This is a genomic window from Pseudomonas sp. GW822-FHT03F04 (genome assembly GCF_058801405.1).
Genome location: NZ_JBXANF010000005.1, coordinates 327,474 through 344,025, shown reverse-complemented (window position 1 = coordinate 344,025; position 16,552 = coordinate 327,474). Strand labels below are relative to the sequence as shown.

Below are 16,552 nucleotides of genomic sequence, written 5' to 3'. Positions count from 1 at the left end.
GCATTACGCATCCTGCAGAATCAGATCCGCGCCCTTCTCCGCCACCATCAGCACCGCCGCATGGGTGTTGCCCGATGTCACGTTGGGGAAGATCGACGCATCGACAATCCGCAGCCCGTTAAGACCGTGCACTTTGAGGCGCTTGTCGACCACCGAACTCTGCTCGTCCGAGCCCATCGCGCAGGAGCCACACAGGTGATAGATCGAGCCGCAGTTGTCGCGGAAGTACTGCAGCATCTGCTCGTCGGTTTCCACCGCCGGCCCCGGCAAAACTTCATCGACCGTGATGCCCCTCAATGACGGAGCGCCCATGATCTTGCGCATCAGGCGACTGCCCTGGATCACCTCGTCGATGTCCTTTTGCGTGCTCAGGTAGTTCGGGTCGATCAACGCGGCATCACGGGGATTCTTCGAGGCAATCGTGATGTGCCCGCGGCTGGTCGGACGGCACGGGTTGAAGCACAGCAGGAAACCTGAATACGGCTCGGGCTTGAGGCTGGCCTTGTTGTTTTTCGGAATCTGGTACGACAGCGGGTTGAAATACAGCTGCAGGTTCGGATGGCTCTGTTCCGAGTTGCCACGGAAGAATCCGCCAGCCTGATTGACGCTCATCGCCAGCGCGCCCTTGCGGGTCAACAGGTACTTCACGCCGAGTTTGAACTGGCCGAACAGCGAGCTCAGCTCATCGTTCAGGGTCGGGATATTGGCCTTGTAGTAGTAGCTGACGCACAGGTGATCCTGCAGGTTCTGCCCCACCGCCGGCAGGTGTTTCACCACCGGAATCTGATGTTTCGCCAGCAAGGCGCGATCCGCCACGCCGGACAGTTGCAGGATCTTCGGCGTATCGACCGCACCAGCGCACAGGATCACTTCCTTGCGCGCCGTGAAAGTACGCACCACGCCATGCTGGGTGATAGAAATACCGGTGGCGCGCTGCTGACTTTCATCGAACAGGACACGATCGACCAACGCGTAATGCTCGACCGTCAGGTTCGGCCGGCTCAGCGCCGGGTGCAAATGGGCGAAGCTGCTGGAGCTGCGTTGACCGTTGCGAGTGTTGACGTCATAGATACCCGCACCTTCGAATTTCGGCCCGTTGAAATCGTCACTGCGCGGGTAACCGAGTTCATCGCAGCCCTTGAGGAACACGTCGCAGATCGGGTGGGTCTGGCCAGCCATCGGGGTGATGCTGATCGGGCCGCTGCCGCCGTGGTATTCGCTGTCGCCCAGCGGATGGTTTTCCAGTTTGCGGAAATACGGCAGCACGTCCTTGAAACCCCAGCCGTCGTTACCGTTTGCGGCCCAGTCGTTGAAATCATGGGCCTGACCGCGCACGTAGATCATCGCGTTGATCGAGCCCGACCCGCCCTGGACCTTGCCGCGCGGGGCATAGATTTCGCGATTGCCCAACTGCTTCTGCGGCTGGCTGTAGTACATCCAGTTGAAGGTCGGGTTGTAATACATTTTGGCGAAGCCGACCGGGATCTTGAACCACAGGGAACTGTCCTTGCCGCCCGCCTCCAGCAGCAGCACCGTGTGTTGGCCCGAGGCCGAGAGCCGATTGGCCAGGACGCAGCCAGCGGCGCCTGCGCCAGCGATGATGTAGTCGTATGTCATGCACGGTTACCGCGTAAGTCTTTTTATCGAACCCGCCCGTTGCCGGGCGGGGAAATCCCGTCAGCCCTTGGCCGGCGATGTGTCTTTGACGTCGGCCGGGGTTGGGGCCATTTGCAGGTGCAGGCGTTCGCCGGTGTACGGCGAATGCTTGCGCACCACGTCCATGTTCAGCTCCACGCCCAGGCCCGGCTCGGTGGACGGGATGATGTAGCCGTCCTCCCACTGCAACGGCTTTTTCAGGACCTCGGCGTGGAAGCCGCCCCAGGTCTCGATGCTTTCCTGGATCAGGAAATTCGGCGTGCAGGCCGCGAGCTGGAAACTCGCCGCCGCGCCAATCGGCCCGTTGTACAGGTGTGGGGCGATTTGCGCGTAATAGGCCTCGGCCATGCTGGCGATCTTCTTGCCTTCGAGCAGGCCGCCGCAGCGCGCCACGTTCATCTGCAGAATCGACGCACCGCCGGCCTGCAACAGCTTGAAGAACTCGTACTTGGTGGTCAGGCGCTCACCGGTGGCAATCGGAATGCTGGTCTTGGCCGCGACTTGCGCCATGGCTTCTTCCTGGCCCGGCGGCACTGGCTCTTCGAACCACAGCGGGTCGTATTTCTCCAGGCGCTTGGCCAGACGAATCGCCGAAGACGGCACCATTTGCCCGTGAGTGCCGAACAGCAAATCGCACTTGTTGCCCACCGCTTCGCGGATCTTGCGGCAGAAGGTTTCGCAGCGTTCCAGCACTTCCAGCGAAATCTGGTGCCCGGAGTACGCGGTGTACGGCCCGGCCGGGTCGAACTTCACAGCGGTGAAGCCCTTGTTCATGTTGTCGATGGCGCACTCTGCCGCCAGGTCCGGGTCGTCGTAGTCGTACTCGCCACGGCTGTTGACCGGGTACAGGTAGGTATAGGAACGCAGGCGTTCGTGAACCTTGCCGCCGAGCAGTTCGTAGACCGGTTTGTTCGCGGCCTTGCCGATGATGTCCCAGCAAGCCATTTCCAGACCGCTGACCACGCCCATCATGGTCAGGTCGGGACGCTGGGTGAAACCGCTCGAATAAGCCTGACGGAAGAAGCGTTCGATGTGGTGCGGATCCTGATTCAGCAGGTAGCGTTCGAACACGTCTTCGATGATCGGCAGCATGGCTTTGGGGCCGAAAGTTGCGGCGTAGATCTCGCCGACGCCTTCGATGCCGCAGTCAGTCTTGAGCTTGACGAACAGCCAGTACATGCCGCCGATGTGCGGTGGCGGTACGGCGACGATATGGGTTTCAAGGGCGACGATTTTCATCTCAGGCACCTGTCTTGTTCAAAGAGGTCTTGTTCAAGGATTTGCGATTGATCCGGGCACGCAGGGTCACGGCAGCCAGGGTGCCGATCAGACCGATAGCGGCGATGTAGCCGAAGTACAGCTGGTAGCCGAGGGCGCCGGGGAAATGCTCAGTGAGGTAGCCGTTGATCAACGGGATAAAGGCATCCGGCATGTAACCGACCACCGAGACGATGCCGATGGCCAGTCCGGTGATGCGCAGCGGAATGTTGCAGCTGTCGAGGATCGCCCAGTACAGACCGCGAATCGCGTAGGTCATCAGGCCGATGAAAATCACTGTCGCGATCAGCAACCCCATGCTGTTGAGCGCCGGGAACACGATCAGGCCGACAATCGCCAGACTCGCCAGCAACAGCGCAACGATCAGCACCGAGATGTTCGAAAACTTGTCTCCCAGCCAGCCGCCACCGATGCCGCCGATCGGGCGCATCCACAGTTTGATGGTGGTGATAGTGCCGGCCATCACGGCGGTCAGGCCGCTGCCTTGCAGGTAGTCCGAGAAGCTGTAGGTGGCCCAGAAGATGTGATAACCGCAGAACACGATCGCGGTGACCAGCCACAGTTCAGGGATCTTCACCAAAGTTGCCAGGTCAGTGAGCAGGTTGAACTTGCCCTTCTCCACTGGCGGCGTGTCCTCCATCGACTTCGGGTCCTTGATCAGCACCAGCACACAACCGATGGCAATACAGGTGAAGGCGTAGAGGTAAACCACGTGCTTGAAACCTTCGGCGGTGGACTCGCCACGGGTTTCGGTGGCGTAGGCGAACAGCCCCAGCGCAACGGTTGCCAGCAATGCTTCGACCAGTCCGCGACCGCCATCGAGAATGCCGAAGAAACGACCCTGTTCGGTGTGATGGGCAATCATCTTCACGCGCTTGAGCACCGAGGCCCAGAATGTCAGGCCGGTGGTCAGACCCCAGCAACCGAAGATGATCATCAGCCCGGTCATCGACGGTGCCGTCGAGTACCACAGCCCCAGCACGCCGGTTGCCACCAGCGAGAAGAAAATCAGGAAACGCGGCGCGATACGGTCGGCCAACCAACCGCTCGGCAAGTAGCTGAGGAGAAAGATCGTGCCAAGCATCGAGTACAGATAACCCAGCTCGCTGTGGTTGATCTGGAACACCTCGAGCATGGTGGTCTGGTAGACCTGGCGCAGGTACAGAATCGGGTAGATCGCACCGGCGGCGAGCACCAGCAACATCAGTTGGAAATAGCGACTTCCCTTGTCGCTCTGGCTTTTCGAAGCCGAGTTGGAACCCTGAACAGCGGCAGCAGAGGATGCATGCTTGGACATTGAAGTGACCTCGGGCGACCCGTGCTCCGGGCGCCCCTGATAATTGTTTTTATAGGTGTAGCGTGAGGCGTGATGCGGTGGATCAGTACTTCATGACCACGAGTCGGGTCTGGGTGAATTCGAGCATGCCGTGCTTGCCGTCATCGCCGCCCAGGCCCGAGCGTTTCCAGCCGGCGTGGTAGCCCTGGTACGGATCGGCCGGGGTGCGGTTGACGTACAACTCGCCGGCCTCGATGGCGTTGGCGACTTTCTGCGCGGTGCGGTAGTTCTCGGTGTACAGCACCGACGACAGGCCGAACTGGTGGTCGTTGGCCATGGCCAGCGCTTCGTCGATGTCGCGGTACTTGAGCACCGGCAACACCGGGCCGAAGATTTCTTCCTGGACGATTTCGATGTCCTGACGGCAGCCGCTGAGCAGCGTTGGCGGGTAGAAATGCCCCGGGCCTTCCGGCAGCACACCGCCGCTTTCGAGGACGGCGCCGTCGGCAATGGCGCGCTCGACCATGGCGTGGATGTTCTTCTGCGAACTGGCGTTGACCAGCGGGCCCATCAGGCTGGCGTCCGTGGCGCGGTCGCCGAACTTCACGGCGGCGATCTTGGTTTTGAGCAGCGCGAGGAAACGGTCGTGAACGCTTTCCTGCACGTAGACCCGTTCCACCGCCGTGCACAACTGGCCGCAATGGGTGGTCTTGGAGGCGATGATTGCGCTCGCGGCCGCTTCAAGATCGGCGTCGGCTTCGATGATTGCCGGGGTCTTGCCGCCCAGTTCCAGCGACGGTTTGGCGATGTTGGCCTTGCAGTAGTCGAGGACAATGCGCCCGGCGTTGACGCTGCCGGTCAGAGTGATCAGGCCCACGGCTTTATGCGTGCAAACGGCTGCAGCGGTGGCGTGATCCATGGTCAGGATGTTGATCACCCCGGCCGGCATGCCCGATTGCTCCACGGCTTTAGCGATTTCGAATGCCGAGGTCGGGGTGTTGTTGCTCGGGCGCACCACCACAGTGTTGCCGGCAATCAGCGCCGGAGCGATTTTGCGCAACAGGGTGTAGACCGGGTAGTTGAACGGAATCAGGCACGCGACGACGCCAATCGGCTCGCGGTGCAGAAACAGGTTTTCGTCGGGGCTGTCGCTGGGAATGATCTCGCCTTCGATACGGCGCGCCCATTCGGCGTGGTAACGGGTGATCTGCGCGGCATAACGGGCTTCGTTGCTGGCATCGCTCAGGCTTTTGCCGGATTCGGCGGCCAGAGCGGCGCCGATGGCTTCGGCGCGATCTTCAAGGGCAGCCGCAAACGCTCGCAGGTGCTCGGCGCGTTCGATGCTAGTGAGTTTGCCCCAGGTCTTTTGCGCCTTGGCGGCGGCGTCGACTGCCGCCGTGGCTTCTTCGGCGGTGGCAGCCGAAACATGACCCACCAACGCTTCGGTGGCCGGGTTGTAGACCGCGATCAGCGCCGCGCTGGCCGGCTCGATGAAGTGGCCGTTAACAAAATTTCGCTCGACTCGCATGTGCATCGCCCATCGTTTGTTTTTATCGATGCCGTCAGTCTTGTCATCGACAGCGGGTTCAACAAACGATTTATCCGGCAATCAAACATTCGAAAAAGGCACGTTACTCAGAAAATCGCCTTCGAGGGCTCAAGCTGGCGCTGCGCCAGCCAGATCTCTTCCTGCAACCACTGACTGAACGCCTGCAATTGTGGCATCTGCGTCTGTTCCGGACGGGTCACCAGCCAGTAGGACTGGTGGCCTTCCACATGAACGTTGTGCACTTGGGTCAACTGCCCGCTGGCCAGTTCCGAGGCGACCATGTGCCAGTCGGCAATGGTGATCCCTAGACCATCAACCGCCGCTTGAATCGCCAGGTCCAACAGGTCGAATTCATAACCGCCCTGGGTATCGACACCCGTGATGCGCGCCGCGTCGAGCCAGTGTTTCCAGGTCAGGTAACGCTGATCCTCCCGGGCCAGCACATGCAGCAGCGTCAGGCGATTGAGGTCGATGCCCTGATCGCCGCCCTCCCGCGCATACAGGGTCGGCGCGCACACCGCGATGTGCCGTTCCTGAATCAGCAGTGAACTGTCGAGCCCGTCCCACTCGCCGTCGCCAAAACGGATCGCGCAATCGAGGGTGCTGGTTTCCGCGAGACTGTCCTGCAAGCGGGTGGTGATGCTCAGCTCCAGCTCCGGATGCTGCTCGCGCAGGCGCCCCAGACGCGGCATCAACCAGCGGCTGGTGAAGGTGGGTGGCGCATTGATGTGCAAGCGGTTGGCGTGGGTTTTCTGCTGGATGCTGCGCACGGTCAGCTCGATCTTGTCGAACGACTGGTGCAACGCCCGCAGCAGAATCTTGCCGGCACCAGTCAGTTCGAGATGGTGATGACGGCGTTCCAGCAGACTCTCGCCGAGCTGCTCTTCCAGTTGCCGCACCTGACGGCTGACCGCGCTCTGGGTGACGTTGAGCAACTCGGCGGCGCGGGTGAAGCTGCCGGTGCTGCCGGCCACTTCGAATGCTTTGAGTGCATTCAGGCCGGGCATTTTGCGTTTCATACAAGGCACTCGAAAACCACTGACAAGGCGCAAAGCATCCCACGACATTGGCGAATTGTCCTACAGGATTTTCCGAGTAACATGCATTCGATGCAGGTTTCCCCACCGTTTTTATCGTTTGTTCAACACCCCGCAGATGGCAAAACTGCGCGGCATCTCTAATAAAAACAATCGAGAGCCGCTCCATGCCCTTCCCAGCCTCTTTGCGCCTGCGCACAACCTCCATCGCTCTGTTCTGCAGCTTTGCCGCCCCGGCCATGGCGGTACAAGTCACCGACAATCTCGACCTTGGCGGCGCCATTCGTGCCCGCTGGGACGTGGACCCGGATCGCGACATCCAGAAGTTCGGCCTCGACACGGTGTTCCTCAGCGCCAAGTACAACTCCGACACCTGGATCGGTGAAGCGCAATACCGCTTCTACGGCCGCTCCTACCCGTACCAGTACACCAAGAACTACGGCGATATCCGCTTCGCCAAGTTCGCGTGGGTCGGCTACAAGTTCAATCCCGACCAGCAGGTGCAAGTGGGCCTGAACACCGTGCCGTTCGGCTTGCAGCCTTACTTCGGCAGCACCTTCTACGAAACCCTGGGCAACGTCATCGGCCTGGAAGACGTGCAACAGATCGGCACCAAATACATCCAGCAAAGCGGCGACTGGAACCTCCAGGCCGGTTACTACCTGCGTCCGGCCTGGCAAGGCAAAGGCACCAGCAAAGGCGTGACGTACTCGAGCGTGGTGTCCGAAGCCGACAGCTACGTGGCCGACGGCAGCAACAACCAGGAACGCAACACCGTGGTGCTGCGAGTGGCCAGGTCGCTGGATCTGGGGCCGTGGAAATCCGAGGTCGGGATCTCCGGCCTGACCTCGAGCATCGAGAACAAGGACACCAACAATGACGGCCGACGCAACGCCGTGGCCGTGCACTACATGGGCAAGAACGGCCCGTGGGGCGTGCAGTTGCAGGCGGCGCGGCAGCAGATGTCGCCGCGCAACCCCGGCAGCGATGAAGTGGTGACCCTTGGTGGTTACGACGGCACTTACAACGTCGCCAGTCGCGGCAATCTGTACGTGGCCGACCTGAGTTACGACGTGGGCGGCAAATACCTGTTTGACCAGATCAGCGGGATCAAGCTCTACGCCAACTACAGCGCCTTCGACAAGTCCGCCAGCGGCTTCAAAACCTCCGAGCGGATGATCCTCGGCACCTCGTTCTCGGTCAGCAAGTTGTGGGTCGCGACCGAATGGCTGTTCGGCAAAAACGATCCGTACATCGGAGGCAGCAGCTACACCCAGAGCCTTGGCGCGGGCGGGCTGGATCAGTGGGAGAACCAGTTATATGTGAACGTCGGGTATTACTTCTGACGTTCGAAAAAATCGCAGCCCGGGCTGCGATTTTTTTTGCCTGCCCGTTGCGAATTCACCTTGCATCCGCACCGCCTCGATAGTCAGATAGCCCTCACCCCAAAACAACAAAAACCGCCCGATCCGGAGTCCCGCCTCCATGCGTCAACTGCCCTCGCTCAACACCCTGCGTGTGTTCGAAGAAGTCGCCCGTCATCGCAGTTTCAGCCAGGCCGCCATCGGGCTGAATGTCACCCAGGGCGCGGTCAGTCGCCAGATCAAACAGCTTGAAGACTACCTCGGCGTGGCGCTGTTCGTGCGCACGCCTCAAGGGCTGTCGCTGACCGAAGCCGGCAGCAATCTTTCCCCGCATCTGGCCGAGGCTTTCGACCACATCGAACGCGCCCTGCAAGCCGTACGTGTGCCGAATCTGCGCCAACGCTTGAAAGTGCTCGCACCGCCGACCTGGGCCACGCGCTGGCTGTCGCCACACCTGCGCGCGTTCTGTCAGCGCTACCCGGACATCAACCTCAGCGTGACCAACCAGATCGGCCACGACAGCCTCACGGAAGTCGATTGCCACATCCGCTTCGGCCTCGCGGCGGCGCCCCACTGCGTCAGCCAATTGCTGGTGATGGAACGGCACATCGCAGTGGCCAGCCCGGAGCTGTTCAACGGCGATCAGCCGCCGGATCTGCGGGAATATCCATTGCTGCACATCCTGCACGACGGCAAGCGCTTGAAGGTCTGGGAGAACTGGCTGGCGGCCATGGGCCGGGATGACATCGATGCCGGGCAAGGGCTGGAATTCAGCACCCTGGACCAGGTAATCCACACCGCGCTGGCCGGCGGCGGTCTGGCAGTGATCGACCGGCAGATGATCGAAAAGGAACTGGCCAACGGCAGCCTGCTGCCGATCACCCCGATTGAGGTGATCGGCCCTTATGGGTATTGGCTGGATGTGGCGAATGACAAGCAGGGGTTGTCGAAGGTGAAGCTGTTTACCGAGTGGCTAGGGGTTGTCAGCAACCCCTGACCTGCACTCATCAGACGGGGGTAGCGACTTTCCCGACCGTCCCTACCGCGACTTCCACCGGACTCTGCGCCTTGCACGCCTGACTCAACGTCAACGACTTGGTCTCCGGCGCCCACGCCCAAGACAGCAACGCGCCAATCCCCAGAATCGCCGCAAGAATCCCCATGGTCGGGCTCAAACCGATCCCCGCCACACTCACCGGCAGCAGGAACGTACTGATCGCCGAACCCAAACGACTCACCGCCGTCGCCAGACCAATTCCGCTGGCGCGCACTTCCGTCGGGAAGCTCTCCGCCGGGAACACGCCCACCAGGTTGCTGACCGCCGACAACACCAACGTGAACAAACCGAACACCAGCACCATCAGCCACGCTGCACTGCCCGGCAACACCGCCAGCAGAAACAACGCCACCGCCAGAATGATGAACGAGTTGATCAGGAACCCGCGTCGAGTGAATTTGATCGTGCACCAGATACCAATCAAGGCACCAAGGATCAGCAGCATGTTGAGCATCAGCTCGGTGCCGAAGCCTTCGGCCAGGCCCATCTTCTGCAGGATCGACGGCAGGAAGGTGTAGATGGCGAAGTACGGCATGACGATGCAGACGAAGAACAGGCAGTTGAACGCCGTGCGCTTGCGGTATTCACGGCTGAACAGCACCGCGTAGCCCGAGCGGGTTTCCGTGGATTGGCTCTCGTCCAGCTCGACGTTGTCGCCCAGGTGTTTTTTGACGATCGCCCGCGCCTCGGCGATGCGCCCCTGATTGACCAGCCAGCGCGGCGACTCCGGCGTGCCGATCCGCGCGATCAGAATCAACGCGGCGGGGATCGCCGACGACGCCAGCATCCAGCGCCAGGCGTCATCACCGAGGCTGAGCATGGCGGTGCCAACGAAGGTCGCCGCGACGTAGCCGAAGGTCCAGATCACGCTGAACGAACCCAGCAGCACACCGCGATGCTTCTTCGGCGCGAACTCGGCGAGCATCGCGTGGCCGACGCTGAAGTCTCCGCCCAGGCCAATGCCGATCAGCACCCGACACAGGAACAGGCTCATGGCGGTTTCAACGTAGAACTGCATCACCGAGGCAATGGTGATCAGCACGAAGCTGACCAGGAAGATTTTCTGCCGGCCGACCTTGTCCGAGATCCAGCCGAAAAACAGACTGCCGAGAAACAGCCCGATCAGCGCCGACGCACCGATCAGGCCCTGCCAGAACGCATCAAGGTGCATCTGCGGGCTGAGCAAGGTGAACGCGATGCCAATCAGGCCAAGGATGTAGCCGTCGGTGAAGTGCGCGCCGAAGGTCAGGCCGGCGATCTTGAGGTGGAAGCGCCCGATGGGCAGGTCATCGATCTTTACGGGTTGAGCGGACATGTTCGTCTCCAATTGTTGTTATTGACGGAGAAACGGAAAGCTCTGGGAGAAACCTGCGGGAGCGAACTCCCACAGGTTTCGGGGAGGTCTAGAGACCGCCCATCAACAGGTATTTGATCTCCAGATAGTCATCCAGACCGTACTTCGAACCTTCACGCCCAAGGCCCGATTCCTTGATACCACCGAACGGCGCCACCTCCGTGGAGATGATTCCTTCGTTGATGCCGACCATCCCGGCTTCCAGCCCTTCGGCCATGCGCCAGACACGACCGATGTCGCGACTGTAGAAGTACGCCGACAGACCGAATGGCGTGTCGTTGGCCCGCGCCAGCACTTCGGCTTCGTCCTTGAAGCGGAAACATGCGGCCACCGGGCCGAAGGTCTCGTCCTGAGCGATGAGCATGTCGCCGCTGGCTTCGGTGAGGATGGTCGGCTCGTAGAATGTGCCGCCGAGGGCATGACGACGACCGCCGCACAACAGCGTGGCGCCCTTCTCCAACGCATCACTGACGTGGGCTTCGACCTTGGCCAGCGCAGCGGCGTTGATCAGCGGGCCTTGCTCGGTGTCACCGTCCAGCGCACTGCCCACGCGCATCGCCGCCACGGCTTCGGCGAGTTTGCCGGTGAAGGCCTCGTAGACACCGTCCTGAATGAAGAAGCGGTTGACGCACACGCAGGTCTGCCCGGTGTTGCGGAATTTCGAGGCCATCGCGCCTTTGACGGCCGCATCGATGTCGGCATCGTCGAAGACAATGAACGGCGCATTGCCGCCCAGTTCCAGCGAGACCTTTTTCAGCGTGTCGGCGGCCTGGCGCATCAGCAGTTTGCCGGTGCGGGTCGAGCCGGTGAACGACAGCTTGCGCACCACACTGGATGCTTGCAGCGCCCCGCCGATGGCCACCGCGTCGCCGGAGACGATGTTGAACACGCCCGCCGGAATCCCGGCCTGCTCGGCCAGTACCGCCAGGGCAAATGCCGACAACGGCGTTTCTTCCGAAGGCTTGAGAATCATCGTGCAACCCGCCGCCAGCGCGGGGCCGACCTTGCGGGTAACCATCGCCAGCGGGAAGTTCCACGGGGTGATTGCCGCGACCACGCCAATGGCTTCCTTGGTCACGATGATCCGCGCATCGGCCTTGTGGCTCGGGATCACATCACCGTAGGCACGCTTGGCCTCTTCACCGAACCATTCGAGAAAACTCGCGGCATAGACCACTTCGCCCTTGGCTTCGGCCAGCGGTTTGCCCTGCTCGCGGCTGAGCAAGGTCGCCAGTTCCTGCTGGTTGGCGAGCATCAGATCGCTCCAGCGTTTCAGGCGCTGGCTGCGTTCCTTGGCAGTGAGTTTGCGCCAGGCCGGCAAGGCACGATTGGCCGCTTCGATGGCGAGGTTGGTTTCCTCGGCACCGGCCTTCTGCACGTCGGTGATCAACTCGCCATTGGCCGGGTTGCGTACCGGATAAGTGGCGCCGCCCGAACCCCACTGGCCGTCGATGAAGTTGCCGTGACGAATCAACCCGCTCATGCCACCGCTCCCTGCAACGTGAAGCGTTCATGCCCCGGACGCGCCGTGCGCAGGATGCGTTTGCCGGCGGTGTAGTCATTGATCACGTCGCACGGGGTGTAGTTGCGCTCCAGTTCGTGCAGCTCTTCGGTGTCGAGCTTGGTTTCCAATGCCGCCAGTGCGCTGTCGAACTGTGCGGTGGTGTCGGCGCCGACCAGCATGCAGTCCACGCCCGGATGATTGGCCACCCAGGCCTGGGCGATCTGCGCGTTCGACACGCCACGGGCACGGGCCACGCGCTGCACCGAATGAGCGATCTCGAACGAGGCTTCGTCGCTGTACATCTGCTGGGTGAAGAAGTCGGTCTGGTTGCGGGTCGATTGCACATCACCGGTCAACAGGCCACGGGCCAGCGGACTGAACACCGACACACCGATGCCCTGATCGCGGCAGAACGGAATCATCTCGCGCTCTTCTTCGCGGTAGGCGCAGTTCAGTTGCAGCTGCATGTTGATCGGCTTGACCCAACCGTTGCGCTCGCAGGCCATGAGAATCTTCGCGAGTTGACCGGTGAGCATGGTCGAGACGCCGATGTAACGCGCCTTGCCGGAACGCACGATGTCGTTCAGTGCGCCCATGGTTTCTTCGACCGGGGTGTTCACATCGAAGTAATGCAGCATGAACACGTCGACGTAATCCATGTCCAGACGCTTCAGCGAGGCATCGATGCTGTCCATGATGTGCTTGCGCGAATGGCCACTGGCATTGATCGCGTTGCGGGTGCCGTAGCCGACCTTGGTGGTGATCACCAGGTCTTCGCGACGGGCCAGACGCTTGACGATGCGCCCCACCACTTCCTCGCCGACACCGGCGGAATAGAAGTCCGCCAGGTCGATGAAATTCACGCCGTTGTTCAGGGCGTGGGCGACGATCGGCTCGCTTTGTTTTTCATTGAAGATCCACGGTTTCCAGTCCGGGGTGCCCATGTTCATGGTGCCCAGGCACAGGCGGGAGACTTGCAGGCCGGAGTTGCCCAAACGGATGTATTGCATGGCGCGGACCTCAGGCTTTTGGCGTGTAGAAAGGGTTGCTGATGTGATTGACCACATCCTTGAGCTGCGCGGTTTCCGGCTTGCCGGTCAGGGCGGCGCGGATCGCGGTGCGGCAGGCGTTGTAGTTGTTCAGGTAGACCGCATCGAGGTCATCGCAGGCCGGGTTGACCCAGTTGGCGGTGACGATCGCCCATTCGTCTTCGGCTTCCGGCGGCAGCGTGCCGTCGAGCAACGCTTCGAGCACAGCCTTGGCGATGCCGGCCTGGGAAGCGCCCCAGGTTGCGTTGCCGTGCAGGTCGCTGCCGATGGCAGCCTTGTTGACGTACAGGGTCATCGGCTTGACCGGAATGTTCGGCTGGGCGATCACCATGAACGGGCAATGACCCTGGCTCGGCGACGCCAGGCTGTTGGCAAACGCCTGCCCCGCCGGACCGTTGCGCGGGCCGATCAGGATGTTGATGTGCGCGGCGTTCACGCCCGGGCCTTCGAAACCTTCACCGATGTACAGGTCGAGTTCTTTCATCAGTCATTACTCTTTGCGATGCAGAGGGATTTTTTGGGGTGATCGACAGCTCACGCGGACCGAATGGCCAACGGGATCAATAACGGACACGGGGAGACGCGAAGGAAGAATCGGGACATGGCTGCAAACGCTCTCTGGTTGTTATTGATGAGCTGTGTTTGCGATTTTTTAACACCGGGTATCGGGGCACCCGTAACCATAAAAAATCATGGGGCAATGACTTTTAGTCATAGCCTTTAGTGGTGGCAAAAAAATCCCGCTCGGGAGCGGGACTTTTCGGACTGCGCGGATTACGCGACGACAGGAATCATCGGATCCGCAGCCGCCAGCGCGATGGCACGGTCAGCGGCCGGCGGGTAAATCCACTGGGTGTTGATCTGGGTCTTGAGCGACTTGCCCTCCTCCTTGACCAGTTTCACCTGACGATCCCAGCCCTCGGTGTACACCGCGCCCCAGGCGCCGAGGTCGAGGCAGGTCACGTATTTCGGCTGGCTGTAAGGCGTTGGCTCGACACCCAGAATCTGCGCCGCGACGTTGTTGCCGGCATGTCGGCCGAGGGAAATCGCATGCTGGCAGGTCATCAAGGCGAAGTTGCCGATATCGTCGGTGGCCGCATAAGCCACGTCGCCGGTGGCGAAGATGTCGTCCTGACCGATGACTTTCAGGTGTGCATCAACATGCAGGCGACCCTGACGGTCACGCTCGGCTGGAATCTGCTCGGTCAGGGAACTGGCACGCACGCCGGTGGTCCAGACCACGGTTTTTGCCTCGATGCGCTGGCCGTCCGACAGGGTCACGCCGTTTTCATCAACCGACAGCACCGACACACCCAGTCGCCATTCGACGCCTAGCTCTGTGCTCGCTTCGGCAATCGACACGCTGATGGCCTCGCCCATGGCCGCGCCGACTTTCTGCCCACGGTCGACGATGATCACTTGAACGTCTGCCTGCTCGCCCAGCACTTCCCGCAGACGCGCCGGCATTTCTGTGGCGGTTTCGATCCCGGTGAAACCGCCGCCGGCGACCACTACGGTGTTGCGCGCCGGGCTGGCAGGCTGATCGGCCAGCGACTTGAGGTGGTTTTCCAGGCGAATCGCCGCCTCGATCTGGTCAACGTCAAAGGCGTGTTCTGCTACGCCCGGGGTGTCCGGTAGAGCCAGGCCACTGCCGGAAGCCAGCACCAGTTTGTCGTAGTGAAAAACCTGAGGGGTGCCGTTGGCATCGGTGTAGCCCACGGTCTTGGCGTTCACGTCGATGGCGTTCGCGGCGCCCTTGATGAAGTTGACACCCACCGCGTCGAACAGATCGCCCAGCGGCGCGGCCAGTGTGTGGGCATTCGGCTCGTAGAAACGCGGACGCACACGCAGTTCCGCCTGCGGCGCCAGTACGGTTACATCGATGTTGTCTCGATTGTGAATGTCCACCAGACGCGTGGCGCTCAATGCCGTCCACATGCCACCGAAACCTGCGCCGATTACCAGAATGTGCTGTTTCATTGTTGTCTCCAGGCCCGAAGCCAAGTCGTAGAAAGAGGTCAAGAATTCACGTTTATCGGGAGTCGGCACGCTTGTGGCTTCTGCAAGCGCTGAACGTTGCTCACCGGATAACGGCGACTGTATTGGTCGCCGTTATATCCAACAAGTCAGATTATCCGATCATTCGAATCGAAATTGTCGATAGCTAACAAAGCCCCTACTGACGACACACAAACCATAAAAATCGCCAGACACAGAGAATAAAAGGGCTTTAAGGCAAAGATTCACGCGCTCATCAGATTTGTCCGCCACGAATTACCCTGCTAACATCTGCGACAATTACAGTCGGAGATAGCTATGTCGCTTTACAGTGCGGGCGTCGAGTACGGCATCCATTGCCTGGCGTTTCTGGTGGGCAGCGGCGGTGACAGTCGCGAAGCGAGCGTGCGCGACCTGGCGGACTTGCAAGGGGTGCCGCTGGATTACCTGGCGAAGATCTTCACCAAACTGGCCAAGGGCAAACTGGTGGTGGCGACCGGCGGCGTACGCGGCGGCTTTACGCTGGCACGCCCGGCGGATGAAATCACCCTGCTCGATATCGTCAACGCCATCGACGGCCCGAAGAACATTTTCGAATGCCGCGACATCCGTGGGCGCTGCGCGCTGTTCGACGGCTCGCCCCCGGAATGGGCCTTGGACGGAACGTGCTCGATTCATGGGGCGATGATGGTTGCGCAAAAGCGCATGGAAGAGGCCCTCGCCCAGCAGACCATTCTCGACATCGCCAGAAAGGTCGGGCGCAAGGCACCGGCAGAGTTCAACAGCCAGGTGGAAAACTGGATGCAGGATCGTCGTGACAAGAAGACCGGCGGCTCGGGCATCCCGCTCACCGACATCACCGACTGAGCCATTCCGGCAGGCAGGCGAAAAAAAAGCAGAAACCGGTCACACGGTTTCTGCTTTTTTCATTTCGGCCATTCTGCCCTCAGAGGCAATCACGCACCGATTTGCGCAACGAGCCAGACTTGGCCCACGGCGGCCCCTGGTACAGCGAAACGCGGCTGCCGTCCTTGTACTTGACGATATCGAGAATCTCGTCGGCGGTGACGATACTCGGCGCCTTGATCCGGTAACCGTTGGAAATCGCGACCTGCGAAGTCTTGGGAATGTCCTGCTGCCACAGCGGCAACACACACGCGGCGTAGTCCTTGGGAGCCTTGCCACTGACCTTGCTGAAGTTCGGTTCGCCCGGTACCAGAGAGGCCGGCAATGAACAACCGGCCAACGCTGCCATCAGCAGGCCCCCGATCAACATCCGCATATTGAATCCTTCATTTTAAAAAAGGCGAATTTACCTTTTAACTGTTCGAACATCCATCGTGGCGCAATGCTTTGACCCCGAAAACCGGGTTCTGCGGCGCCGCAGCAGTCAATTGCTCCGACCAACGGCGACTTGTTCACGCCCGTTC

At 60.9% G+C, this 16,552-nt stretch carries 14 protein-coding genes; 3 read left to right on the top strand and 11 right to left on the bottom strand.

Annotated elements, in window-relative coordinates; translation table 11 throughout:
* Window positions 1-3: 3 nt before the first annotated feature.
* The 5 genes from AC1RMX_RS14110 to AC1RMX_RS14090 all read right to left on the bottom strand — a co-directional run bounded on the left by AC1RMX_RS14110 (window position 4) and on the right by AC1RMX_RS14090 (window position 6,778).
* Window positions 4-1,617: a GMC family oxidoreductase gene (locus AC1RMX_RS14110; RefSeq protein ID WP_493072331.1), complete on the bottom strand. Its 1,614-nt coding sequence runs from the start codon at window positions 1,615-1,617 to the stop codon at window positions 4-6.
* Window positions 1,618-1,677: 60 nt separating this feature from the next.
* Complete coding sequence (locus AC1RMX_RS14105) at window positions 1,678-2,895, bottom strand: mandelate racemase/muconate lactonizing enzyme family protein (protein ID WP_085731929.1); 1,218 nt, start codon at window positions 2,893-2,895, stop codon at window positions 1,678-1,680.
* 1 nt (window position 2,896) lies between these two features.
* Window positions 2,897-4,231 carry an MFS transporter gene (locus AC1RMX_RS14100; RefSeq protein WP_102620923.1) on the bottom strand — a complete coding sequence of 445 codons (1,335 nt, stop codon included), beginning with the start codon at window positions 4,229-4,231 and terminating at the stop codon, window positions 2,897-2,899.
* A gap of 82 nt (window positions 4,232-4,313) precedes the next feature.
* Window positions 4,314-5,738 carry an aldehyde dehydrogenase gene (aldA, locus tag AC1RMX_RS14095; protein WP_493072472.1) on the bottom strand — a complete coding sequence of 475 codons (1,425 nt, stop codon included), beginning with the start codon at window positions 5,736-5,738 and terminating at the stop codon, window positions 4,314-4,316.
* Window positions 5,739-5,845: 107 nt separating this feature from the next.
* Window positions 5,846-6,778 (bottom strand): LysR substrate-binding domain-containing protein, encoded by a 933-nt coding sequence (locus tag AC1RMX_RS14090; RefSeq protein ID WP_096820112.1) that lies wholly within the window; start codon window positions 6,776-6,778, stop codon window positions 5,846-5,848.
* A 185-nt stretch (window positions 6,779-6,963) separates the two neighbouring features.
* Here AC1RMX_RS14090 and AC1RMX_RS14085 point away from each other — a divergent pair, with 185 nt between their 5' ends.
* Both AC1RMX_RS14085 and AC1RMX_RS14080 read left to right on the top strand, forming a co-directional pair.
* Window positions 6,964-8,142: a hypothetical protein gene (locus AC1RMX_RS14085; protein ID WP_096820113.1), complete on the top strand. Its 1,179-nt coding sequence runs from the start codon at window positions 6,964-6,966 to the stop codon at window positions 8,140-8,142.
* A gap of 139 nt (window positions 8,143-8,281) precedes the next feature.
* Window positions 8,282-9,157: a LysR substrate-binding domain-containing protein gene (locus AC1RMX_RS14080; RefSeq protein ID WP_096820114.1), complete on the top strand. Its 876-nt coding sequence runs from the start codon at window positions 8,282-8,284 to the stop codon at window positions 9,155-9,157.
* 10 nt (window positions 9,158-9,167) lie between these two features.
* Here AC1RMX_RS14080 and AC1RMX_RS14075 read toward each other — a convergent pair whose 3' ends face one another.
* From AC1RMX_RS14075 to AC1RMX_RS14055, 5 genes are all read right to left on the bottom strand, one after another.
* The gene (locus tag AC1RMX_RS14075; RefSeq protein WP_096820115.1) at window positions 9,168-10,532 is read right to left on the bottom strand and encodes an MFS transporter; all 1,365 of its coding nucleotides are present in this window, start codon (window positions 10,530-10,532) and stop codon (window positions 9,168-9,170) included.
* An 88-nt stretch (window positions 10,533-10,620) separates the two neighbouring features.
* Window positions 10,621-12,054, bottom strand: a complete 1,434-nt coding sequence (locus AC1RMX_RS14070) for an NAD-dependent succinate-semialdehyde dehydrogenase (protein ID WP_096820116.1) — start codon at window positions 12,052-12,054, stop codon at window positions 10,621-10,623.
* On the bottom strand, window positions 12,051-13,085 hold the full coding sequence (locus tag AC1RMX_RS14065) for an aldo/keto reductase (RefSeq protein WP_096820117.1): 1,035 nt from the start codon (window positions 13,083-13,085) through the stop codon (window positions 12,051-12,053). The genes AC1RMX_RS14070 and AC1RMX_RS14065 overlap by 4 nt, the downstream gene beginning before the upstream one ends.
* Window positions 13,086-13,095: 10 nt before the next feature.
* Complete coding sequence (gene fae, locus AC1RMX_RS14060) at window positions 13,096-13,608, bottom strand: formaldehyde-activating enzyme (RefSeq protein WP_075948975.1); 513 nt, start codon at window positions 13,606-13,608, stop codon at window positions 13,096-13,098.
* Window positions 13,609-13,898: 290 nt separating this feature from the next.
* The gene (locus AC1RMX_RS14055; RefSeq protein ID WP_096820118.1) at window positions 13,899-15,104 is read right to left on the bottom strand and encodes an NAD(P)/FAD-dependent oxidoreductase; all 1,206 of its coding nucleotides are present in this window, start codon (window positions 15,102-15,104) and stop codon (window positions 13,899-13,901) included.
* A 336-nt stretch (window positions 15,105-15,440) separates the two neighbouring features.
* On the opposite strand from AC1RMX_RS14055, the gene AC1RMX_RS14050 reads away from it, so the two are divergent.
* Entirely contained in the window at window positions 15,441-15,989 is a 549-nt protein-coding gene (locus AC1RMX_RS14050; protein WP_096820119.1) for an RrF2 family transcriptional regulator, read from the top strand.
* 79 nt (window positions 15,990-16,068) lie between these two features.
* Here the strand turns inward: AC1RMX_RS14050 and AC1RMX_RS14045 are convergent, their stop codons facing one another.
* Entirely contained in the window at window positions 16,069-16,404 is a 336-nt protein-coding gene (locus AC1RMX_RS14045) for a hypothetical protein (RefSeq protein WP_096820120.1), read from the bottom strand.
* Window positions 16,405-16,552 lie beyond the last annotated feature (148 nt).